This is a genomic window from Pseudomonas sp. TSO6, from assembly GCF_056098905.1.
The window spans coordinates 70,746-91,501 of record NZ_JBLZWV010000074.1; the positions used below are offsets into that span (position 1 = coordinate 70,746).

General features: G+C 59.4%; 21 protein-coding genes. 4 read left to right on the top strand and 17 right to left on the bottom strand.

The window, feature by feature from the left end; genetic code table 11:
* Complete coding sequence (locus ACN6NG_RS29545) at window positions 1-627, bottom strand: DUF1826 domain-containing protein (RefSeq protein ID WP_063422561.1); 627 nt, start codon at window positions 625-627, stop codon at window positions 1-3.
* Window positions 624-1,832: a zinc metallochaperone GTPase ZigA gene (gene zigA / locus ACN6NG_RS29550; RefSeq protein WP_063422562.1), complete on the bottom strand. Its 1,209-nt coding sequence runs from the start codon at window positions 1,830-1,832 to the stop codon at window positions 624-626. Before zigA ends, ACN6NG_RS29545 begins: the two co-directional genes overlap by 4 nt.
* 115 nt (window positions 1,833-1,947) lie before the next feature.
* Here zigA and ACN6NG_RS29555 point away from each other — a divergent pair, with 115 nt between their 5' ends.
* The gene (locus ACN6NG_RS29555) at window positions 1,948-2,328 is read left to right on the top strand and encodes a hypothetical protein (RefSeq protein WP_049273931.1); all 381 of its coding nucleotides are present in this window, start codon (window positions 1,948-1,950) and stop codon (window positions 2,326-2,328) included.
* 26 nt (window positions 2,329-2,354) lie between these two features.
* On the top strand, window positions 2,355-3,260 hold the full coding sequence (gene folE2, locus ACN6NG_RS29560; RefSeq protein WP_063422563.1) for a GTP cyclohydrolase FolE2: 906 nt from the start codon (window positions 2,355-2,357) through the stop codon (window positions 3,258-3,260).
* On the opposite strand, the gene ACN6NG_RS29565 is transcribed toward folE2, so the two are convergent.
* Complete coding sequence (locus tag ACN6NG_RS29565) at window positions 3,244-3,771, bottom strand: DUF3617 domain-containing protein (protein ID WP_016502287.1); 528 nt, start codon at window positions 3,769-3,771, stop codon at window positions 3,244-3,246. The genes folE2 and ACN6NG_RS29565 overlap by 17 nt on opposite strands.
* A 131-nt stretch (window positions 3,772-3,902) precedes the next feature.
* Between ACN6NG_RS29565 and cls the strand changes: the two genes are divergently transcribed.
* On the top strand, window positions 3,903-5,342 hold the full coding sequence (cls, locus tag ACN6NG_RS29570; RefSeq protein ID WP_063422564.1) for a cardiolipin synthase: 1,440 nt from the start codon (window positions 3,903-3,905) through the stop codon (window positions 5,340-5,342).
* Between the two features lie 74 nt (window positions 5,343-5,416).
* On the opposite strand, the gene cfaB is transcribed toward cls, so the two are convergent.
* Window positions 5,417-6,601, bottom strand: a complete 1,185-nt coding sequence (gene cfaB, locus ACN6NG_RS29575; protein WP_063422565.1) for a C17 cyclopropane fatty acid synthase CfaB — start codon at window positions 6,599-6,601, stop codon at window positions 5,417-5,419.
* 207 nt (window positions 6,602-6,808) lie between these two features.
* On the opposite strand from cfaB, the gene lpdA reads away from it, so the two are divergent.
* A complete protein-coding gene (lpdA, locus tag ACN6NG_RS29580) occupies window positions 6,809-8,209 on the top strand; it encodes a dihydrolipoyl dehydrogenase (protein WP_016502290.1) in 1,401 nt (466 codons plus the stop codon).
* Window positions 8,210-8,325: 116 nt separating this feature from the next.
* On the opposite strand, the gene glmS is transcribed toward lpdA, so the two are convergent.
* From glmS to ACN6NG_RS29645, 13 genes are all read right to left on the bottom strand, one after another.
* Window positions 8,326-10,161: a glutamine--fructose-6-phosphate transaminase (isomerizing) gene (gene glmS, locus ACN6NG_RS29585; RefSeq protein WP_063422566.1), complete on the bottom strand. Its 1,836-nt coding sequence runs from the start codon at window positions 10,159-10,161 to the stop codon at window positions 8,326-8,328.
* A gap of 3 nt (window positions 10,162-10,164) precedes the next feature.
* On the bottom strand, window positions 10,165-10,941 hold the full coding sequence (locus tag ACN6NG_RS29590) for a DeoR/GlpR family DNA-binding transcription regulator (protein WP_012274906.1): 777 nt from the start codon (window positions 10,939-10,941) through the stop codon (window positions 10,165-10,167).
* A 190-nt stretch (window positions 10,942-11,131) separates the two neighbouring features.
* A complete protein-coding gene (glmU, locus tag ACN6NG_RS29595) occupies window positions 11,132-12,499 on the bottom strand; it encodes a bifunctional UDP-N-acetylglucosamine diphosphorylase/glucosamine-1-phosphate N-acetyltransferase GlmU (protein ID WP_060519796.1) in 1,368 nt (455 codons plus the stop codon).
* A gap of 121 nt (window positions 12,500-12,620) precedes the next feature.
* A complete protein-coding gene (locus tag ACN6NG_RS29600; RefSeq protein WP_041167946.1) occupies window positions 12,621-13,040 on the bottom strand; it encodes a F0F1 ATP synthase subunit epsilon in 420 nt (139 codons plus the stop codon).
* A gap of 43 nt (window positions 13,041-13,083) precedes the next feature.
* Window positions 13,084-14,460: a F0F1 ATP synthase subunit beta gene (gene atpD / locus ACN6NG_RS29605; protein WP_016502294.1), complete on the bottom strand. Its 1,377-nt coding sequence runs from the start codon at window positions 14,458-14,460 to the stop codon at window positions 13,084-13,086.
* Between the two features lie 27 nt (window positions 14,461-14,487).
* On the bottom strand, window positions 14,488-15,348 hold the full coding sequence (gene atpG / locus ACN6NG_RS29610) for a F0F1 ATP synthase subunit gamma (protein WP_016502295.1): 861 nt from the start codon (window positions 15,346-15,348) through the stop codon (window positions 14,488-14,490).
* A 48-nt stretch (window positions 15,349-15,396) separates the two neighbouring features.
* A complete protein-coding gene (gene atpA, locus ACN6NG_RS29615; RefSeq protein ID WP_012274911.1) occupies window positions 15,397-16,941 on the bottom strand; it encodes a F0F1 ATP synthase subunit alpha in 1,545 nt (514 codons plus the stop codon).
* A gap of 21 nt (window positions 16,942-16,962) precedes the next feature.
* Window positions 16,963-17,499: a F0F1 ATP synthase subunit delta gene (locus ACN6NG_RS29620; RefSeq protein ID WP_003253191.1), complete on the bottom strand. Its 537-nt coding sequence runs from the start codon at window positions 17,497-17,499 to the stop codon at window positions 16,963-16,965.
* Window positions 17,500-17,511: 12 nt separating this feature from the next.
* Window positions 17,512-17,982, bottom strand: a complete 471-nt coding sequence (locus ACN6NG_RS29625; RefSeq protein ID WP_003253189.1) for a F0F1 ATP synthase subunit B — start codon at window positions 17,980-17,982, stop codon at window positions 17,512-17,514.
* Between the two features lie 56 nt (window positions 17,983-18,038).
* Window positions 18,039-18,296, bottom strand: a complete 258-nt coding sequence (gene atpE, locus ACN6NG_RS29630; RefSeq protein WP_003097235.1) for a F0F1 ATP synthase subunit C — start codon at window positions 18,294-18,296, stop codon at window positions 18,039-18,041.
* Between the two features lie 142 nt (window positions 18,297-18,438).
* Window positions 18,439-19,308 carry a F0F1 ATP synthase subunit A gene (gene atpB / locus ACN6NG_RS29635; RefSeq protein WP_016489912.1) on the bottom strand — a complete coding sequence of 290 codons (870 nt, stop codon included), beginning with the start codon at window positions 19,306-19,308 and terminating at the stop codon, window positions 18,439-18,441.
* Window positions 19,309-19,324: 16 nt separating this feature from the next.
* Window positions 19,325-19,732 carry a F0F1 ATP synthase subunit I gene (locus ACN6NG_RS29640; RefSeq protein WP_008092225.1) on the bottom strand — a complete coding sequence of 136 codons (408 nt, stop codon included), beginning with the start codon at window positions 19,730-19,732 and terminating at the stop codon, window positions 19,325-19,327.
* Window positions 19,733-19,880: 148 nt separating this feature from the next.
* Window positions 19,881-20,753: a ParB/RepB/Spo0J family partition protein gene (locus ACN6NG_RS29645; RefSeq protein ID WP_474317485.1), complete on the bottom strand. Its 873-nt coding sequence runs from the start codon at window positions 20,751-20,753 to the stop codon at window positions 19,881-19,883.
* Between the last annotated feature and the right edge of the window lie 3 nt (window positions 20,754-20,756).

The window sequence follows — 20,756 nt, forward strand, 5'->3', positions numbered from 1 at the left end:
TCAGGCTAGCCAGTCAAGGCTGAGCAGCAGGCGCCCTTGCTGGCCCGAGGGCGAGCGGTGCACAAGCCCTGCACCTTCGTTGCCCTGCCACTTCTCGCCCTTGAGTACAGCCACTTCACCGACGTGCAGTTTCTGAATGTTATCCACAGGCACTTGAGCTGTGTGTAACTCCCCGCGCCGGCTTTCCTGCTCTCGCAACCACTCGCTACCCGGGCCCGCATAGGTGGTGAGCAATCGCAACGGCACGTTATCCACATGGAAGCGCGGGCACATGGGCCCGGTCAGCACCCGCAGGCGTAAACCGACCCGCCGCGCGCCAACCAGGCAGGTATAGGCCGCCACCAGCCAGGCTACATCGGCCACGAATGCTTCGTAACCGTGGAAGTCTGCCGCTTCGCGTAGCAAATCCGACAAAACCGGCATCTGCTGCTCGTCCACATCGATTACCCACTGATCTGCCAGGGGTTGCCCAAGGCTGACAACCAGCTCGGCAAAATCCTCCAGCTGTGGCGGCAAGCGCCGGCGCCAGACCGCCAGGTTCACGCCGTCCTGCAGCACGTCGGTCAACACCAGCGGCGTTTCGCCAAATACCTGAAAGATATCCACAGGCTTGAGCGCCTGGTTCATGCTGCTGCCTCCTCGTGCCAAGGGCCAAATGGATCGGGCAGACGCCACCAACCCATAGGCCCCAACTCCATTTCTTCATCCGTCAACAAGCACGCCTCAAGCTCTGTGGATAACTTTTTGAAGTCGATATTCTGACCAATGAACACCAATTCCTGCCGGCAGTCACCGGTTTCGGCGTGCCAGTGTTTCAAGATATCGGCAGTGTTATCCACATCCTGCGGCCACTGCTCGCGCGGCACGAAACGCCACCAACGGCCCGCCAGGCCGTGACGCATCATGCCACCTGCCTGGGACCAGCTACCGGCTTCCTGGTACTTGCTGGCCAACCAGAAAAAACCCTTCGAACGCAGCAGCCGACCATTACTCCAGGGCATGTGGATAAAGTCGAAGAAGCGTTGGGGATGAAGTGGCCTCCGCGCCTGCCAGGTCGTGGCCGCGATGCCGTACTCTTCAGTCTCCGGCACATGCTCGCCGCGCAATTCTTGCAACCAGCCAGGCGCTTGAGCAGCCTGGTCGAAGTCGAACAGGCCAGTGTCCAGGATGCGCGCCAGCGGCACCTGGCCCATGACCATGGGCACGATCTGCGCCCGGGCGTTGAGGCTACGCAAAATGGCCATGAGTTCTTCACGCTCGTGCTGGCTGATCAGGTCGATCTTGCTCAACAACAGCACATCGGCGAACTCCACCTGTTCGATCAACAGGTCGCTGATCGAGCGCTCGTCCTCTTCGCCCAAGGTTTCGCCACGGCTGGCCAGGCTGTCTGCTGCCTGGTAATCGCGTAAAAAATTCAGGCCATCGACCACGGTGACCATGGTGTCCAACCGCGCCATATCGGAAAGGCTGCGGCCCTGCTCGTCGCGAAACGTGAACGTCTCGGCAACCGGCAGCGGCTCCGAGATACCCGTGGACTCAATGAGCAAATAATCGAAGCGGCCTTCCTCGGCCAGCCGCGCCACCTCTTCGAGCAGGTCTTCACGCAGTGTGCAGCAGATGCAGCCGTTGCTCATCTCGACCAGTTTCTCTTCAGCGCGGTTGAGGCTGACGTTGCGCTGCACCTCGCTGGCGTCGATGTTGATTTCACTCATGTCGTTGACGATGACCGCGACCCGCAGGTTGTCGCGGTTACGCAGCACATGGTTAAGCAAGGTGCTCTTGCCGGCGCCAAGGAAGCCGGACAGCACGGTGACAGGGAGACGATTGGACATGGCGAAACCTCTTCAGGCGAGCGCATTCGAAACGATGCATTGCACAATGTTATAAAGTAACAATACAATTTCGCCAAGCCGTTCTCGACGGACGAGTATTCACCGGGGATGAAAAATGAACCTGCTGCGCGCCATGGTGTTGCTGTTGCTCGCCATGCCTACTTCGCTGTTCGCCATGCCAAAGAACAGCCCATTAGCGATGTGTACACGCAGCGCGACACTGCTTGCCTGCCAGGACGGAAATGGCAGTTCTTACAGCGTGCGCAGCGAAGGCAGTACGTTCTACCTGCGGGGCTACGACTTCAGCAGCCGGCGCCTGTGGGCACAAACCAACAGCCGCTATGGCACGTTGACCTTTTTTACCGGCCTGGCCAGCGATGGCGAAGCCTGGGTGGGTTACAGCCGTCGAGTTGGCTGGACCACCCTGAACCGCGTATCCAGCTCCAGTGGGCAGCGCTTCAAGCTGCATTGCAGCTTGATCGGCGGTTGCCACTGATTGCCCCTTTTCGTTTGGAAAGCCAGATGACCCAGCTCAAGCTCCCCGACATCGCAGCACAAACCCTGGAGTACACCTTGCCTTTGGACTGGGTGGGCATGTGCGGGATTGCCTTGCCTGTGCAATTCGAAGGGCGCACCGCAGCCGCCAAAATCGATGCAGGGGTAAGCCTGGTAGACGGCAGTTCACGCGGTATCCATATGTCGCGACTTTACCTTGCCCTTGAGACATTGGAGCACCAGCCCCTCACTCCACTAGCAATCAGACAGCTACTGGCTGAGTTCCTGAGCAGCCATGAAGGCCTTTCTTCGGCAGCCTACCTGCGCCTGCGGTTTGAGCATCTGCTGAAAAGGCCGGCCTTGATCAGCCCCTTGGCAGGCTGGAAAAGCTACGCCGCTACGGTCGATGCACGGATAGAAAACGAAATGTTCCACGTGGAACTATCTGTTTCCGTACCTTACTCCTCTACCTGTCCATGCTCGGCTGCGCTTGCACGCCAGATGATCCAACAGCAGTTCCTGGACGACTTCAGCGAAGACCAAGTCGATAAATCTGCAGTAATGCAGTGGCTTGGCAGTGCCGCAGGTATTGTGGCGACGCCGCACAGCCAACGAAGTACCGCACACATTCAGGTAAGGCTGCGCAGCAATGAGCACGTATTACCCATCACCGAATTGATCGATTGCATTGAGGCAAGCTTGGGGACCGCTGTGCAGACCGCTGTAAAGCGTGCGGACGAGCAAGCGTTCGCCTTGGCCAACGGGCAGAACCTGATGTTCTGTGAAGACGCCGCACGACGCCTGCACAAGGCGCTACGGCAACTGGAATGGAGCACGGCCTTCAAGCTGCGCGTGGAGCATGCAGAAAGCCTGCATGCCCACGACGCCGTCGCCACCAGCCAATGGCAATGGGACGTCAGCTGCGCGGTTTGACCGTGCCACAGTCATTGCCCAGCCACACCGCACGGGTGTTCATGCTGCCTTGCTGCTGTACACCCGAAGCGTTGAAGGTACCACTGACCTGCGTGGTGAATTCCCGGTCACTGAGGAAGGTGGCCTGGCCAGTGCCCTGTGCCTTGGGGCAGCTGAACTGGAACTTCCAAACATTACCGGTACGGTCGGTGATCTTCTGGGTGCAGCCTGACTTCGGGTCCTGCAGTGGGATGTCGTTGGTTGCCACCTGCTCTGGCGTCAGGCACGAACGCACGCCGTTGCCACCGACCGTCACCCCTTGTTTGGCCAACACCCCTTCCATCATCGCGCGCTGCTCTGGCGGCAGGTTTTTCAACTGACCGAGCATGAACTGCATGTCGGGTAGCGGCTTGCCATCGACCTGCATGTTGCTGGTGGTCAGCTCCCACAAACCTGGTTGCAGCACCTGCGCATGCACCAGCGGGCTGCTCGCAGCCAGGGCCAACGCCAACAGTGGTAGACGAATCTTCATGGACGATCGCTCCTGAAAAAACCGGCCAAGCGGGCCGGGCTCAACCTTGGACGCCAAATCCACCTTCAGGTTGCAAGGCGGACCGGGAACGTGTTCTGTTAGCTCAAGTGTACTCGGCAAGCAGGATGCATATGGACTACCACAGCCCCTACTTTTTTGGTTACCTACTCGGACTGATTCACCTACTGGGTATCGTCGCCGCACTGCACGCGATCTTCACCGTGCGTACCGCCCAAGGCGCAATCGCCTGGGCCATGCCGTTGGTCTTCATCCCCTACCTTACCTTGATCCCCTACCTGGTCTTCGGCGCTCGCTCGTTCTATGCCTACATCAAGGCCAGGCGCCAGGCCAACCAGGAAATGCACGTGGCCATGGCCAGTCTCAACTGGCGGCCCTGGGTGGAAGAAGCCCTGACCGCCCGTGAATCAGAAAGCTATGCAGCCCTGCGCGCAATGCCAAAACTGGGGCGCATGCCCTGCCTGGCGAATAACCAGGTGAAGTTGCTGATCGATGGCAAAGCCACGTTCGATGCCATCTTCGCCGCCATCGACAAAGCCCGCGACGTGGTGCTGGTGCAGTTCTTCATCATCCATGACGACACCCTCGGTAAGGCATTACAGCAGCTTCTGCTACGCAAGGCTGCCGAAGGGGTGCAGGTGTTCGTGCTGTATGACCGCGTTGGCAGCCATGCCTTGCCAGCCAGATACAGCCAGCAGCTGCGCGACGGTGGTGTACAGATTCATGCCTTCGCCACTCGCCGCGGATGGTTCAACCGCTTCCAGGTTAACTTCCGCAACCATCGCAAGATCGTGGTAGTGGACGGCCTGCTGGGTTTCATTGGTGGGCACAACGTAGGTGACGAATACCTCGGTGAGCACCCGAAGCTTTCCCCCTGGCGCGACACCCATGTACAGATCAGCGGGCCGGTGCTGGCCTGCCTGCAGGAGTCGTTCGCCGAGGATTGGTACTGGGCCACGCGCCAGCTGCCGCCGCTGATCCTGCCAGATACCTACCCAGATAACGGGGTGCTATGCCAGGCCTTGGCCAGCGGCCCGGCCGACCCGCAGGAAACCTGCTCGCTGTTCTTCCTCGAAGCAATTCATTCCGCTACCCGACGGGTGTGGATCACCAGCCCTTACTTCATCCCTGACGAGGCGGTGTTCGCCGCCTTGCGCCTGGCGGTACTGCGTGGGGTCGATGTGCGAGTGCTGATCCCGTCACGGCCAGACCACCGGGTGGTCTATGCCGCCTCCAGCCTGTTCGCCTTCGAAGCGGTGCGCGCGGGTATACGCATGTTCCGCTATCAGCCGGGCTTTCTGCATCAGAAGGTGGTGCTGGTGGATGATGATGTCAGCGCGATCGGCAGTGCCAACCTGGACAACCGCTCTTTCCGTCTGAACTTCGAGATCACCCTGCTGACCGTCGACCGCAGCTTCGCCGACCAGGTGGAGAAGATGCTGATCAATGACTTTGAACAGTCGCGGGAAATCACTGCAGAGGACAGCCAAGACACTCATCGACTGCAGCAATTGGGGATGCGGATTGCACGGCTGATTTCGCCAATCCTTTAAGCTAAGCAGTCTGAGTGTGGGAGCGGGCCCTTTCGCGACACAAGGCCGCTCCCATCAAATCCGCATCTACATGCTTAGCGATATAGATCTTCGCGCGTCCAGGGCAGGTCATGGTGCCCATCGGCGTATGGCTTCACCGCCAATATCTGGTGCAGGTTGATCCAGCCCTTCTCAAAGGCATACGCACACCCTGCGAGGTACAGGCGCCAGATGCGCAGGGTCTTTTCCGGCACCAGCGCTGCCGCCTTGTGCAACTGGTTCTCAAGATTTGCGCTCCAGTGATGCAAGGTCTTGGCGTAGTGCAGGCGCAGGCTTTCCACGTCTACCACCTCCAGCCCCGCTTCACAGATGTTGGCGCTGATCATCGACAGGTGAGGTAGCTCGCCATGGGGGAACACGTAGCGGTCGATGAACTCACCTGCACCACGCCCAACCGGGCGGCCATCGATGTGCTTGGCGGTGATACCGTGGTTCATCACCAGCCCCCCTTCCCTCACGGCGCCGAACAACTTCTGGCAATACAGCGCCAGGTTGGCATGCCCCACATGCTCGAACATGCCAACGCTGACAACCTTGTCGAAGCGGCCATCCTGAGGCAGGTCTCGGTAGTCGAGAATCTGCAGGTCGACCTTGTCGGCCAAGCCTTCGGCCTTGACTCTCTGCCGGCCAAGCTTGAGCTGCTCCTTGCTCAAGGTGATGCCGAATACCTTGGCGTCATATTCACGTGCAGCGAAGCGCGCAAGCCCACCCCAACCACAGCCAACGTCCAGCAGGTAGTCGCCGGCATTCAAGCGCAACTTGCGACACAGGTGGTCGAACTTGTCCTGCTGCGCCTGATCGAGCGTGTTATCAGGCTCGCGAAAGTAAGCGCACGAATAGGCCATGTCCTGGTCCAGCCACAGCCGGTAGAACGCGTTGGAAACATCATAGTGGTAGGAGATGGCTTCGGCGTCAGTGCTCTTGTCATGGGCAAGCCGCGGCGGCGAAGCATGGTCGTCATCAGCCAGCAGCGCCTCGCTCAGCTCATCGCATACGCGGATGGCTTCACCGATATCGCCTTCCAGCTCCAGCTTGCCTTCGACGAATGCGGTGCCCAACTGCTCAAGACTCGGGTGCGTCAACTGGCTGATCAACTGTGGCTCTTTGACCAGAATGGTGACCTGCGGGCTGGGCCCGAGATCAAATTGGTTACCGTCCCACAATTTCAGCCGCAGCGGCAGACGCAGGCTCTGCAGTGCAGGTGGAAGTTGCGCGAGCATGAACAACCCTCCTATCCGTGTTTGGCCACGACGCCTGATATTTCGAACGTCGCCGGATCAGAGTAGTTCATTGGTGGGAGGTTTCCTCTAAACGAGACCAAGGTCTAGAACCAACTGATCTTATCCACACAGCAGATTGTATACAATTCCCCCGTCTCAGCTTAACCTTGTGCCCCTCTCGCGCTTCTACATCCTGGAGTTGAACCCATGAAATCCTATGACGTGGTGATCATCGGCGGTGGCCCTGGCGGCTACAACGCAGCCATCCGCGCTGGCCAGCTGGGCCTGAGCGTTGCCTGCGTGGAAGGCCGCTCGACCTTGGGCGGCACTTGTTTGAACGTGGGCTGCATGCCCTCCAAGGCACTGTTGCATGCGTCCGAGCTGTACGAGGCCGCCAGCGGTGAAGAGTTCGCCCACCTCGGTATCGAAGTCAAGCCCACCCTCAACCTCGCCCAGATGATGAAACAGAAGGACGAGAGCGTGACCGGCCTGACCAAGGGCATCGAATACCTGTTCCGCAAGAACAAGGTCGACTGGATCAAGGGTTGGGGCCGCCTGGACGGCGTCGGCAAGGTTGTGGTCAAGGCTGAAGATGGCAGCGAAACGGCGCTGCAAGCCAAGGACGTGGTCATCGCCACCGGCTCCGAGCCCACTCCTCTGCCGGGCGTGACAATCGACAACCAGCGCATCATCGACTCGACCGGCGCACTGTCGCTGCCGCAAGTGCCCAAGCACCTGGTCGTCATCGGTGCCGGCGTGATCGGCCTTGAGCTGGGTTCCGTCTGGCGCCGCCTGGGCAGCCAGGTCACCGTTATCGAATACCTCGATCGCATCTGCCCAGGTACCGACACGGAAACCGCCAAGACCCTGCAAAAGGCACTCGCCAAGCAAGGCATGGTGTTCAAGCTGGGCAGCAAAGTGACCCAAGCCACAGCAAGTGCCGATGGCGTGAGCCTGACGCTGGAACCCGCTGCCGGCGGCACCGCAGAATCGCTGCAGGCCGATTACGTGCTGGTGGCTATCGGCCGCCGCCCTTATACCAAGGGGCTGAACCTTGAAAGCGTGGGCCTGGAAACCGACAAGCGCGGCATGCTCGGCAACGACCACCACCGCACTTCAGTGCCCGGTGTGTGGGTGATTGGTGACGTCACTTCCGGCCCGATGCTGGCGCACAAGGCCGAAGACGAAGCGGTCGCCTGCATCGAGCGCATTGCCGGCAAGCCCCACGAGGTCAACTACAACCTCATCCCTGGCGTGATCTACACCCGCCCGGAGCTGGCCACCGTGGGCAAGACCGAAGAGCAGCTCAAAGCCGAAGGGCGTGCTTATAAAGTAGGCAAGTTCCCCTTCACCGCCAACAGCCGCGCCAAGATCAACCACGAGACCGAAGGCTTCGCCAAAGTCATCGCCGATGCCCAAACCGATGAAGTGCTGGGTGTGCACCTGGTGGGCCCAAGCGTCAGCGAGATGATCGGTGAGTTCTGCGTGGCCATGGAGTTCTCGGCCTCGGCAGAAGACATCGCCCTGACCTGCCACCCCCACCCGACCCGCTCCGAGGCTTTGCGCCAGGCAGCGATGAATGTGGACGGCATGGCGATGCAGATCTGAGCGGAGCCGCCAGGTTGATGCTGCCGAATCGTATGTCTGGGTACGCTGTTTAGTAGGCATCAGAAAGCAAAAAGCCCTCCTTCTGGAGGGCTATCGAACCGGACAATCAGCGTTGGTTATTCGACAGTAACCGACTTGGCCAGGTTGCGCGGCTGGTCCACGTCGGTGCCCTTCAGCACGGCCACGTAGTACGACAACAGTTGCAGCGGAATGGTGTAAAGGATCGGCGCCAGCGCATCGACGATGTGAGGTACCTTGATCACGTGAGTGCCTTCACCATTGGTCATGCCAGCATGCTCGTCGGCGAACACCACCAACTCGCCACCACGGGCACGCACTTCCTGCAGGTTGGATTTCAGCTTCTCCAGCAGTTCGTTGTTCGGGGCAACGGTAACCACCGGCATGTCGTTATCTACCAGTGCCAGCGGGCCGTGCTTCAGCTCGCCTGCCGGGTAGGCTTCGGCGTGGATGTAGGAGATTTCCTTGAGCTTGAGCGCACCTTCCATCGCCACCGGGTACTGTGCACCACGGCCGAGGAACAGGGTGTGGTGCTTGTCGGCGAACAGCTCGGCGATTTTCTCGACAGTAGCGTCCATGGCCAGGGCTTCACCCAGGCGGGTCGGCAGGCGACGCAGCTCTTCAACCAGCTCGGCTTCGACGCCCTCTTCCAGGGTACCGCGAACTTGGCCCAGGGCCAGGGTCAGCAGCATCAGCGACACCAGCTGAGTGGTGAAGGCTTTGGTCGAGGCCACACCGATTTCCGGGCCGGCCAAGGTCAGCAGGGTCAGGTCCGACTCACGCACCAGCGAGCTGATGCCCACGTTGCAGATTGCCAGGCTGCCGAGGAAGCCCAGCTCCTTGGCGTTACGCAGTGCGGCCAGGGTGTCGGCGGTTTCGCCAGACTGCGAGATGGAGACGAACAAGGTATCCGGCTGCACCACCACCTTGCGGTAGCGGAATTCGCTGGCCACTTCCACTTGGCACGGGATGCCAGCCAGGCTTTCGAGCCAGTAACGGGCGACCATACCGGCGTGGTAGCTGGTGCCGCAGGCAACGATCTGCACGTTGCGCACTTTGGCGAACAGGTCGGCAGCCTTTGGGCCGAAAGCCTGGACCAGCACGTTGTCCTTGCCAAGGCGGCCTTCCAGGGTGCGCTGAACAACGCTTGGCTGCTCGTGGATTTCCTTGAGCATGAAGTGGCGATAGTGGCCCTTGTCGGCAGCTTCGGCACCTTCATGGTACTGCACGGTTTCGCGCTGGACCTTGTTGCCTTGCTGGTCCCAGATAGTGACCTGGTCACGGCGGATTTCAGCGATGTCGCCTTCTTCCAGGTACATGAAGCGGTCGGTCACCTGGCGCAGGGCCAACTGGTCGGACGCCAGGAAGTTTTCACCCAGGCCCAGGCCGATGACCAGCGGGCTGCCGCTGCGTGCAGCCACCAGGCGGTCAGGCTGCTTGGCACTGATCAGTGCCAGGCCGTAGGCGCCATGCAGGCGCTTAACAGCGGCTTTCAGGGCCTCGGCCAGGTCCGGTATGCTCTTCAGGGTGTGGTGGATCAGGTGGACGATGACTTCGGTGTCGGTCTGCGAATTGAAGACATAGCCCAGGCCTTTCAGCTCTTCGCGCAGCTCTTCGTGGTTCTCGATGATGCCGTTGTGCACCACAGCCACTTCATCGCCCGAGAAGTGCGGGTGGGCGTTGCCTTCGGTTGGCGCACCGTGGGTGGCCCAACGGGTGTGGGCGATGCCCAGCTGGCCAGTCAGTGGGTCGGCTGCCACAGCAGCGTCCAGCTCGCTGACCTTGCCGATGCGGCGGCGGCGCTGCAGTTCACCGCTCTGGGTGAGCACGGCAAGGCCGGCGCTGTCGTAACCGCGGTACTCAAGACGCTTGAGACCTTCGATCAGGATGGCTGTGATATTGCGCTCGGCGACGGCACCAACGATTCCACACATGTTTTATTGCTCCTGGCTGATCGCGGCGCAGATCAGGTTGATGCCGCGGGCTTGAATTTGTTCGCGTGCCGCTGCGGGCAGGCGTTCGTCTGTAATAAGGGTGTGCACGCTGCCCCAGGGCAGCTCAAGGTTGGGGATCTTGCGCCCCACCTTGTCCGACTCGACCATCACGATCACTTCACGGGCGACTTCGGCCATTACCCGGCTCAACCCAAGCAGCTCATTGAAGGTGGTGGTACCTCGGCCAAGGTCGATGCCGTCGGCACCGATGAACAGTTGGTCGAAATCGTAGGAGCGCAGTACCTGCTCGGCGACCTGCCCCTGAAACGATTCTGAATGGGGATCCCAGGTGCCACCGGTCATGAGCAGCACCGGCTCGTGTTCGAGGTCGCAGATGGCTCGGGCCACGTTCAGCGAATTGGTCATCACCACCAGGCCGGGCTGGCGCCCCAGTTCGGGGATCATGGCTGCCGTGGTGCTGCCGCTGTCGATGATGATGCGCGCATGTTCGCGGATACGCCCGACGGCGGCACGCGCAATGGCCTTCTTGTAGGAAGACACAGGCTGGGCCGGCTCACCGAGCAGTTCTTGCGGCACCGGTACCGCACCGCCATAGCGCCGCAGCAACAGGCCATTGGTTTCGAGGGCAGCGAGGTCTTTGCGAATGGTCACTTCCGAAGTTTCGAAACGCTTGGCCAAGGCGTCCACGCTCACCTCACCCTGTTCGCTGAGCAAAGCCAGGATATTGTGCCGCCGCTGGGGTGTATTTCGTTTCGACATTTGCTCTTAAGTTTCGTTTCGAAAGATAATGGTTGCAATCAAAACCTAACACGCTCGTTTCGTCAAGCAGTTGCTGCCCTGTGGATAGTTTTGTCAGATTTGGCGCGGTCCCACGGGATTACCGATCGGCCAATAAAAAAGCCGACTTATTCGCATAAGTCGGCTTTCGATCGAAGCAGCTGTGAATAACTCAGCTCTTCTTGATTTTTTCCGGCCGCTTCCAGCCCGAGATATTGCGCTGGCGCGCACGACCCACAGCCAGGTCGGCGGCTTCGACGGTCTGGGTGATGGTCGAACCGGCTGCGGTGGTCGCGCCGGCCTTGATTTCCACAGGCGCCACCAGCGAGTTGTTCGAGCCGATAAACACGTCCTCGCCCATTACCGTCTTGAACTTGTTGGCGCCATCGTAGTTGCAGGTGATGGTGCCAGCGCCGATATTGGTGCGTGCACCAATTTCGGCATCGCCCAGGTAGGTCAGGTGACCGGCCTTGGCGCCTTCCCCCAGGTGGGCGTTTTTCAGTTCGACGAAGTTACCCACATGGGCCTTGGCGTCCAGCACGCTGCCAGGGCGCAGGCGGGCGAACGGGCCGGCATCGCTGCCCTCGCCCATCACGGCGCCTTCGAGGTGGCTGTTGGCCTTGACCACCGCGCCTTTGCGCAGGGTGGTGTTCTTGATGACGCAGTTTGGGCCGATCTGCACATCGTCCTCGATGACCACTTTGCCTTCGAGAATCACGTTGATGTCGATCAGCACATCACGACCAACGGTCACTTCACCCCGTACATCGAAGCGCGCCGGGTCGCGCAGCGTCACACCCTGGGCCATCAGCCGGCGGCCTTCACGCAGCTGGTAGTGACGCTCCAGCTCAGACAGCTGACGACGATCGTTGGCGCCCTGCACTTCCATCGGGTCATGTGGCTGTTCAGTGGCCACCACCAGCCCGTCGGCCACTGCCATGGCGATGACGTCGGTCAGGTAGTACTCACCTTGGGCATTGTTGTTCGACAGGCGGCCCATCCAGTCGGCCAGGCGCGCTGCTGGCAGGGCCAGAATACCGGTGTTGCCTTCCTTGATCGCTTTCTGCGCGTCGTTGGCGTCCTTGTGCTCAACGATGGCAGTCACCTGGCCTTGCTCGTTCCGCACGATGCGGCCATAGCCGGTCGGGTCGTCGAGCGTGACCGTGAGCAGGCCCAGCTGCTGGTCATTGGCCTTGGCCAACAGGCGTTGCAGGGTCTCCACTTCGATCAACGGCACATCGCCGTACAGCACCAGCACGGTGTCAGCGGTCACGGCCGGCAGTGCCTGGGCTACCGCATGGCCGGTACCCAACTGTTTTTCCTGCATGACGAAGTTCAGGTCGTCAGCAGCCAGGCGCTCGCGAACCAGCTCGGCACCATGACCAATGACCACGTGAATACCTTGTGGCTGTAGTTGGCGCGCGCTGTGGATAACATGGCCGAGCATGGAGTTGCCGGCTACCGGGTGCAGCACCTTGGGCAGCGCCGAGCGCATGCGGGTGCCTTGGCCGGCGGCGAGGATAACGATATCGAGTGACATTACTGGCTACCAATCCTGGGCGGTCAGTGAAAGACCGAGGGGAGAAAAATCAGAAAAAGAAAAAGGGTAGCCGAGGCTACCCTTTTACTCAATCGCAACAGAAGTTATCAGCCGAGGCCGATTACTTGCCTTTGCGCATTTGCTGGACGGTACGCAGCTGGGCTGCGGCCTCGGCCAGACGTGCGGCGGCGGCACTGTAGTCGAAGTCCGCGCCTTTCAGATTCAGGGCGTTCTCGGCAGCCTTGAGGGCTTCCTGAGCTTGCGCTTCATCCAGGTCTGCAGCACGTTGCACGGTATCGGCAAGCACCTTGACCATGTTCGGCTGAACCTCGAGGAAACCACCAGAGATGTAGAACACCTCTTGGGCGCCACCCTGCTTGGTCAGCGTAATCGGACCTGGCTTCAGATTGGTGATCAGCGGCGCGTGGCCTGGAGCGATACCAAGATCACCCAGGTTACCGTGCGCAACCACCATCTCGACCAGACCGGAGAAAATTTCTCCTTCCGCGCTGACGATATCGCAATGGACTGTCATAGCCATCTGCTTGCCTCAACCTGATAGCGCCCCTTGCGGGGCGCAGGAATTACAGTTTCTTGGCTTTCTCGATCGCTTCGTCGATGCTGCCGACCATGTAGAACGCTTGTTCTGGCAGGTGGTCGTAGTCACCTTTGAGGATGCCGCTGAAGCCAGCGATGGTGTCTTTCAGGGAAACGTACTTGCCTGGCGAACCGGTGAAGACTTCGGCCACGAAGAACGGCTGCGACAGGAAGCGCTGGATCTTACGAGCGCGGGCTACCAGTTGCTTGTCGGTCTCGGACAGTTCGTCCATACCCAGGATCGCAATGATGTCCTTCAGCTCTTTGTAGCGCTGCAGAACATACTGAACGCCACGAGCGGTGTCGTAGTGCTCGTTGCCGATCACGTTCGGGTCCAGCTGACGCGAAGTCGAGTCCAGTGGATCGACCGCTGGGTAGATACCCAGGGAGGCGATGTCACGGGACAGAACGACGGTGGCGTCCAAGTGGGCGAAGGTGGTCGCTGGCGACGGGTCGGTCAAGTCGTCCGCAGGTACGTATACGGCCTGTACGGAGGTGATCGAACCTTCCTTGGTGGAGGTGATGCGCTCTTGCAGAACGCCCATCTCTTCAGCCAGGGTCGGCTGGTAACCTACTGCCGAAGGCATACGGCCCAGCAGTGCGGATACTTCGGTACCGGCCAGGGTGTAACGATAGATGTTGTCGACGAACAGCAGAACGTCGTTACCTTCGTCACGGAACTTCTCAGCCATGGTCAGGCCGGTCAGCGCTACGCGCAGACGGTTTCCTGGTGGCTCGTTCATCTGACCGTAGACCAGTGCTACTTTGTCGAGAACGTTGGAGTCCTTCATCTCGTGGTAGAAGTCGTTACCCTCACGAGTACGCTCACCCACACCAGCGAACACGGAGTAACCGCTGTGTTCCATGGCGATGTTACGGATCAGTTCCATCATGTTTACGGTCTTGCCGACACCGGCACCACCGAACAGACCAACTTTACCACCCTTGGCGAACGGGCAAACCAGGTCGATAACCTTGATGCCGGTTTCCAGCAGGTCGTTGCCGCCTGCCTGGTCAGCGAACGAAGGCGCTGGCTGGTGGATACCGCGACGCTCTTCTTCACCGATCGGGCCGGCTTCGTCGATCGGGTTGCCCAGTACGTCCATGATACGGCCCAGGGTGGCCTTACCAACAGGAACGGAAATGGCAGCGCCGGAGTCAACGACTTCCAGACCGCGCTTCAGGCCTTCGGTGGAGCCCATCGCAATGGTACGAACCACGCCGTCGCCCAGCTGCTGCTGAACTTCCAGGGTGGTTTCCGCGCCTTGTACTTTCAGCGCGTTGTATACACTCGGCACGACATCACGTGGGAATTCCACGTCGATGACGGCGCCGATGATTTGAACGATACGTCCGCTACTCATAGCTGGATCCTCTGAATTTTTGAACCGTTAAACCGCGGCAGCGCCGCCGACGATTTCCGAGATCTCCTGGGTGATCGCAGCCTGACGCGCCTTGTTGTAGATCAACTGAAGCTCTTTGATCAAATCACCGGCGTTGTCTGTGGCGTTCTTCATGGCGATCATCCGGGCCGCTTGTTCAGCAGCGTTGTTCTCGACCACCGCCTGGTATACCTGCGACTCCACGTAACGCACCATCAAGCCGTCCAGCAGCTCTTTTGCGTCGGGTTCGTACAGGTAATCCCAGTGATGCTTGAGATCCTGATCCGGGGTTGCCACCAACGGTACCAATTGTTCGACCGTTGGCTTCTGGGTCATGGTGTTGATGAACTTGTTCGAAACCACGGAGAGGCGATCGATACGGCCGTCCAGGTAGGCGTCCAGCATCACTTTGACGGAACCGATCAGATCGTTGATCGATGGCTCTTCGCCCAAGTGGCTGATCGCTGCTACGACGTTGCCGCCAAAGATGCGGAAGAAAGTCGCACCCTTGCTGCCGATCACGCACAGGTCGATTTCCACGCCCTGTTCGCGGTTTGCGCTCATGTCCTTGACCAAGGCCTTGAACAGGTTGGTATTCAAGCCACCGCACAGACCACGGTCACTGCTCACCACGATATAACCGGCGCGCTTTACAGGGCGCTCGATCATGAACGGGTGGCGGTATTCCGGGTTGGCGTTGGCCAGATGACCGATCACCTGGCGGATACGCTCCGCGTAAGGACGGCTAGCAGCCATGCGCATTTGTGCCCTGCGCATCTTGCTGACCGCCACTTTCTCCATGGCGCTGGTAATTTTTTGCGTGCTTTTGATGCTCGCAATCTTACTGCGAATCTCTTTTGCGCCTGCCATGTATCACCTATCAGGTTAGCAAGCGGGGGCCAGGGCCCCCGCTGCGGCTTACCAGGTCTGGGTGGCCTTGAACTTCTCGATACCGGCTTTCAGGCCTGCGTCGATTTCGTCGTTGAAGTCACCCTTCACGTTGATCTTCGCCATCAGTTCAGCGTGATCACGGTTGAAGAAGGCGATCAGTGCTTGCTCGAAGCTGCCGATCTTGGAGACTTCTACGTCGGTCAGGAAGCCACGCTCAGCGGCGTACAGCGACAGTGCCATGTCCGCGATGGACATTGGCGCGTACTGTTTCTGCTTCATCAGCTCGGTAACGCGCTGACCATGCTCCAGCTGCTTGCGGGTCGCTTCGTCCAGATCGGACGCGAACTGGGCGAATGCAGCCAGTTCACGGTACTGAGCCAGCGCGGTACGAATACCACCGGACAGCTTCTTGATGATCTTGGTCTGAGCGGCACCACCTACGCGGGATACCGAAACACCGGCGTTCACTGCAGGGCGGATGCCCGAGTTGAACATGGCCGACTCCAGGAAGATCTGACCGTCGGTGATGGAAATCACGTTGGTCGGAACGAACGCGGAAACGTCGCCAGCCTGGGTTTCGATGATTGGCAGAGCGGTCAGGGAACCGGTTTTGCCAGTGACAGCACCGTTGGTGAACTTCTCGACGTACTCTTCCGAAACGCGCGATGCACGCTCCAGCAGACGGGAGTGGAGATAGAACACGTCGCCTGGGTACGCTTCACGTCCTGGTGGACGGCGCAGCAGCAGGGAGATCTGACGGTAGGCAACGGCCTGCTTGGACAGGTCATCGTAAACGATCAGAGCGTCTTCACCGCGGTCACGGAAGAACTCGCCCATGGTGCAACCGGCGTATGGCGCCAGGAATTGCAGTGCGGCGGATTCCGAAGCACTGGCAACAACCACGATGGTGTTGGCCAGGGCGCCGTTTTCTTCCAGCTTGCGAACGATGTTGGCAACGGTGGAACGCTTCTGGCCGACAGCTACATAAACACAGAAAATACCGGAGTCTTTCTGGTTGATGATGGCGTCGATGGCCATGGCGGTCTTGCCGATCTGACGGTCGCCAATGATCAGCTCACGCTGGCCACGGCCGACAGGGATCATGGCGTCGACGGATTTGTAGCCAGTCTGTACAGGCTGGTCTACCGACTTACGCCAGATCACGCCTGGAGCAACTTTTTCGACCGCGTCGGTCTGGGTGTTGCCCAGAGGACCTTTGCCGTCGATCGGGTTGCCCAGTGCGTCGACGACGCGACCCAGCAGTTCCTTACCAACCGGAACTTCCAGGATGCGGCCGGTGCACTTGGCGCTCATGCCTTCGGCGAGGGTGTCGTAGGCACCCAGGATCACTGCACCTACGGAGTCTTGCTCCAGGTTCAGGGCCATGCCGTAGACGCCGCCCGGGAACTCGATCATTTCGCCGTACATGACGTCGGCCAGACCGTGGATCCGCACGATACCGTCGGAAACCGAAACAACGGTACCTTCGTTACGGGCTTGGGAGCTCACATCGAGGTTGTCGATGCGGCCCTTGATGATTTCACTAATTTCGGAAGGATTGAGTTGCTGCATTGCTCTGCTGCCCCTTCAAACTCAAGATTTCAATGCTTCGGCCAGTTTCGCGATTTTGCCGCGAACAGAGCCATCGATTACCAGGTCACCAGCGCGGATGACGACGCCGCCAATCAGGCTGGCATCCTCCGACGCGTGCAGGCGCACTTCCTGGCCTAACCGTGCACTGAGAACCTTGGCGAGTTTGTCTTGCTGTTCTTGGTTCAACGCGAAGGCACTGGTGACTTCCACGTCCACGGATTTCTCTTGCTCGGCCTTGTACAGGTCAAACAGAGCGGCAATCTCCGGCAGAAGCAGGAGACGGTCGTTTTCCGCGGCAACATGAATGAAATTCTGTGCCTGTGCATTGAACTTGTCACCGCACACGTCAATGAACGTGGCGGCCTTTTCTGCGCTCGTCAGTCGCGGGGCCTTGAGCAGGCGCTGCATGGTGTCGTCTTGCGACACCGCAGCAGCCAGGCCGAGCATGGCTGACCAATTGGCCAGTTGCTGATGGGCCTGGGCATGCTCAAAGGCAGCCTTAGCGTAAGGTCGGGCCAACGTGGTCAGTTCTGCCATGATCGCCCTCGCTTAAATTTCAGCGGCCAGTTTGTTAACCAGCTCCGCATGCGCGTTTTGATCGATTGTGGCGCCAAGGATCTTTTCAGCACCGCCAACGGCCAGAGCACCCACTTGGGCACGCAGGGCGTCTTTAGCGCTGTTCAGTTCCTGTTCGATCTCGGCCAGAGCCTGAGCCTTCACACGGTCAGCTTCGACGCGGGCCTGTTCACGGGCTTCCTCGACAAGCTGAGCAGCGCGTTTCTTGCTTTGCTCAATGATTTCGGCTGCCTGTGCTTTAGCTTCACGCAGTTGCTGACCCGCTTTCTCTTGGGCCAGCTCCAGGTCGCGAGCTGCGCGGTTGGCAGCGTCCAAACCGTCGGCAATCTTCTTTTGGCGCTCTTGCAGAGCAGTGATGACCGGAGGCCATACATACTTCATGCAGAAGAGTACAAAAATCAGGAAAGCAACGGATTGGCCAATCAGGGTTGCATTAATGTTCACGCCAACACCTCGCTCGGTCTTAATTCATACAGCCATCAACTCGTGGTGACGAGTGATTAGCCGGCGATCTGACCAACGAACGGATTCGCGAAGGTGAAGAACAGAGCGATACCAACACCGATCATGGTTACGGCGTCGAGCAGACCGGCAACGATGAACATTTTGACCTGCAGCATCGGAACCATTTCTGGTTGACGAGCAGCGCCTTCCAGGAATTTGCCGCCCAGCAGGCCGAAACCAATGGCGGTACCCAGAGCACCCAGGCCGATCAGCAGAGCAACAGCGATAGCGGTCAGACCAACTACAGTTTCCATCTTTCCTCCCGACTTTTACGTCGTATTGGTTAGGTTTTTAGTTTGAAGCGGTAAAACAAATCGTGAGTACAGCTGCCCTTGCGGACTTTTTAAGCCCTCCCCCCGAACAGGCGGGGAAGGCTATCAGACACGCCAGGCGGTCTTAATGGTTATCTTCGTGCGCCATCGACAGGTAGACGATGGTCAGCATCATGAAGATGAAAGCTTGCAGGGTGATGATCAGGATGTGGAACACAGCCCACGCCCATTGCAGCACCACACCCAGGCCGCTGAGCCACAGCAGGCCGGAGCCGAACATGACCGCGATCAGGATGAACACCAGTTCGCCGGCATACATGTTGCCGAACAGACGCAGTGCCAGCGAGATCGGTTTGGCGATCAGGGTGACGAATTCGAGCAGGAAGTTGACCGGAATCAGCAGGATCTGCACGAAGATGTTCTTGCTGCCGAACGGGTGCAGGGTCAGTTCACCGATGAAGCCGCCCAGGCCCTTGACCTTGATGCTGTAGAAGATGATCAGGGCGAACACGCTGAAGGCCATGGCCAGGGTCGCGTTCGGGTCGGTGGTCGACACGGCGCGGAACGGAATGTGCGGATCACCGGAAATCAGGATGGCCAGCTGAGGAATCCAGTCGACCGGTACCAGGTCGACGGCGTTCATCAGGAATACCCAGACGAAGATGGTCAGTGCCAGCGGTGCGATTACCGGGCTACGGCCGTGGAAGGAGTCCTTCACGCTGCCGTTGACGAAATCGACCATCACTTCCACGAAGTTCTGCAGACCGCCAGGCTGGCCGGAAGTCGCCTTCTTTGCCGCCATGCGGAAAATGAACAGGAAGATCAGACCCAGCGCGACGGACCAACCCAGGGTGTCCAGGTGGAACGCCCAGAAGCCCATTGCCTTGGCTTCTGCAGCCGAATGGGCAAAGCCCCAGCTGCCGTCTGGTAGTTGACCGTAGGTCAGGTTCTGCAAGTGGTGCTGGATATAGCCCGAAGCGGTTTCTGCTGCCATGGTTGCCTCAAACGCCCTAAGGTCTCGAAAGTCTTTTATTCATCAGCAGGGGCGCGAACCAGCTGACCAAAAGGGTCAACACGAAGACGCCGAATACTGCTAACGGCGCCAGTGGCTTCACTCCTGCGAAGGTCAGTGCAAAAAGCACTGCCGTCAAAATCATCTTGCCTGCCTCGCCAGCGTAGAACGACTTGACGATGGCTTGTGCTGCCCGAGCTCCGCTGAAGCGAAAAGCCTTCCAGGCGAAATACACATTGGGCAGCCACGCAATCAAACCTCCGCAAAGGCCTGAATATCCACTGACCGCCCCTTTCCACTGCCACAACACCAGGGTTGCCAGCAGCAGTACGACGAATTGAGCCAGCAGTACCGGAAAAACCGCCCAGCGATGGAAAGGCAGGCGGTTTGGCGTGCGGATTTCCATCACAACTGCTCCTCGGAAGTCGACCAACAAGTCAGCTATGACTTGGCATAATTTGTGCCGACAAAATGCGCGCAGAGTATAGGGGTGGATTAACCCCTATTCAACTCTTCGTAGTGATTTCCGACTGCGCGCTACAACAGGAATTGTTTCAGCGGATGTGAGCAAGCACGCCTTGCAACTCGTCAAGCGAGTTGTAACGAATAACCAACTGGCCCTTGCCCTTGTTCCCATGACGGATCTGCACGGCCGACCCCAGGCGCTCTGCGAGCCGCTGTTCAAGGCGTGCGATATCCGGATCAGGTTTGCTCGGTTCGACCGGATCAGGCTTGTCACTGAGCCACTGACGAACCAGTGCCTCGGTTTGGCGCACAGTGAGACCACGTGCGACAACATGACGCGCCCCCTCCTCCTGTCGATTTTCCTCCAGGCCGAGCAATGCGCGTGCGTGGCCCATCTCCAGGTCACCGTGGGCGAGCATGGTCTTGATCGCCTCGGGCAAGGTGATCAGGCGCAGCAGGTTGGCCACGGTGACCCGCGACTTGCCCACGGCGTCGGCCACCTGTTGCTGGGTGAGCTCGAATTCCTGCTGCAGACGCTGCAGGGCCATGGCCTCTTCCAGCGGGTTGAGGTCTTCGCGCTGGATGTTCTCGATCAGCGCCATGGCAATGGCGGCTTCATCGGGCACTTCGCGGACCATGGCCGGGATCGTGTCCAGGCCGGCCTGCTGGGTCGCGCGCCAGCGGCGCTCACCGGCGATGATCTCGAAGCGGTTGTCGCCAATCGGGCGGACCACGATCGGTTGCATGACGCCATGGCTGCGAATCGAATGCGCGAGCTCTTCCAGCGCCTCCGGGTCCATGTCCCGACGCGGCTGGTACTTGCCACGCTGGATCAGCTCGACCGGCAGGTGTTGCAGTTCTTTCTGGTCGATCTTCACAGCCTGCTCTTCGAGCGCGCTGACGGAAGGACCACTGAGCAGTGCATCCAACCCACGTCCGAGACCCCGTTTCTTGACGGCCATACG

Coding starts and splice junctions, on each gene's coding strand:
- atpG (WP_016502295.1), bottom strand. CDS start 15,348: ATGGCAGGCGCAAAAGAGATTCGCAGTAAGATTGCGAGCATCAAAAGC.
- ACN6NG_RS29555 (WP_049273931.1), top strand. CDS start 1,948: ATGAACCTGCTGCGCGCCATGGTGTTGCTGTTGCTCGCCATGCCTACT.
- atpE (WP_003097235.1), bottom strand. CDS start 18,296: ATGGAAACTGTAGTTGGTCTGACCGCTATCGCTGTTGCTCTGCTGATC.
- ACN6NG_RS29620 (WP_003253191.1), bottom strand. CDS start 17,499: ATGGCAGAACTGACCACGTTGGCCCGACCTTACGCTAAGGCTGCCTTT.
- glmS (WP_063422566.1), bottom strand. CDS start 10,161: ATGTGTGGAATCGTTGGTGCCGTCGCCGAGCGCAATATCACAGCCATC.
- ACN6NG_RS29565 (WP_016502287.1), bottom strand. CDS start 3,771: ATGAAGATTCGTCTACCACTGTTGGCGTTGGCCCTGGCTGCGAGCAGC.
- ACN6NG_RS29600 (WP_041167946.1), bottom strand. CDS start 13,040: ATGGCTATGACAGTCCATTGCGATATCGTCAGCGCGGAAGGAGAAATT.
- ACN6NG_RS29545 (WP_063422561.1), bottom strand. CDS start 627: ATGAACCAGGCGCTCAAGCCTGTGGATATCTTTCAGGTATTTGGCGAA.
- atpD (WP_016502294.1), bottom strand. CDS start 14,460: ATGAGTAGCGGACGTATCGTTCAAATCATCGGCGCCGTCATCGACGTG.
- atpA (WP_012274911.1), bottom strand. CDS start 16,941: ATGCAGCAACTCAATCCTTCCGAAATTAGTGAAATCATCAAGGGCCGC.
- glmU (WP_060519796.1), bottom strand. CDS start 12,499: ATGTCACTCGATATCGTTATCCTCGCCGCCGGCCAAGGCACCCGCATG.
- ACN6NG_RS29640 (WP_008092225.1), bottom strand. CDS start 19,732: ATGGAAATCCGCACGCCAAACCGCCTGCCTTTCCATCGCTGGGCGGTT.
- zigA (WP_063422562.1), bottom strand. CDS start 1,832: ATGTCCAATCGTCTCCCTGTCACCGTGCTGTCCGGCTTCCTTGGCGCC.
- lpdA (WP_016502290.1), top strand. CDS start 6,809: ATGAAATCCTATGACGTGGTGATCATCGGCGGTGGCCCTGGCGGCTAC.
- cls (WP_063422564.1), top strand. CDS start 3,903: ATGGACTACCACAGCCCCTACTTTTTTGGTTACCTACTCGGACTGATT.
- atpB (WP_016489912.1), bottom strand. CDS start 19,308: ATGGCAGCAGAAACCGCTTCGGGCTATATCCAGCACCACTTGCAGAAC.
- cfaB (WP_063422565.1), bottom strand. CDS start 6,601: ATGCTCGCGCAACTTCCACCTGCACTGCAGAGCCTGCGTCTGCCGCTG.
- ACN6NG_RS29645 (WP_474317485.1), bottom strand. CDS start 20,753: ATGGCCGTCAAGAAACGGGGTCTCGGACGTGGGTTGGATGCACTGCTC.
- folE2 (WP_063422563.1), top strand. CDS start 2,355: ATGACCCAGCTCAAGCTCCCCGACATCGCAGCACAAACCCTGGAGTAC.
- ACN6NG_RS29590 (WP_012274906.1), bottom strand. CDS start 10,941: ATGTCGAAACGAAATACACCCCAGCGGCGGCACAATATCCTGGCTTTG.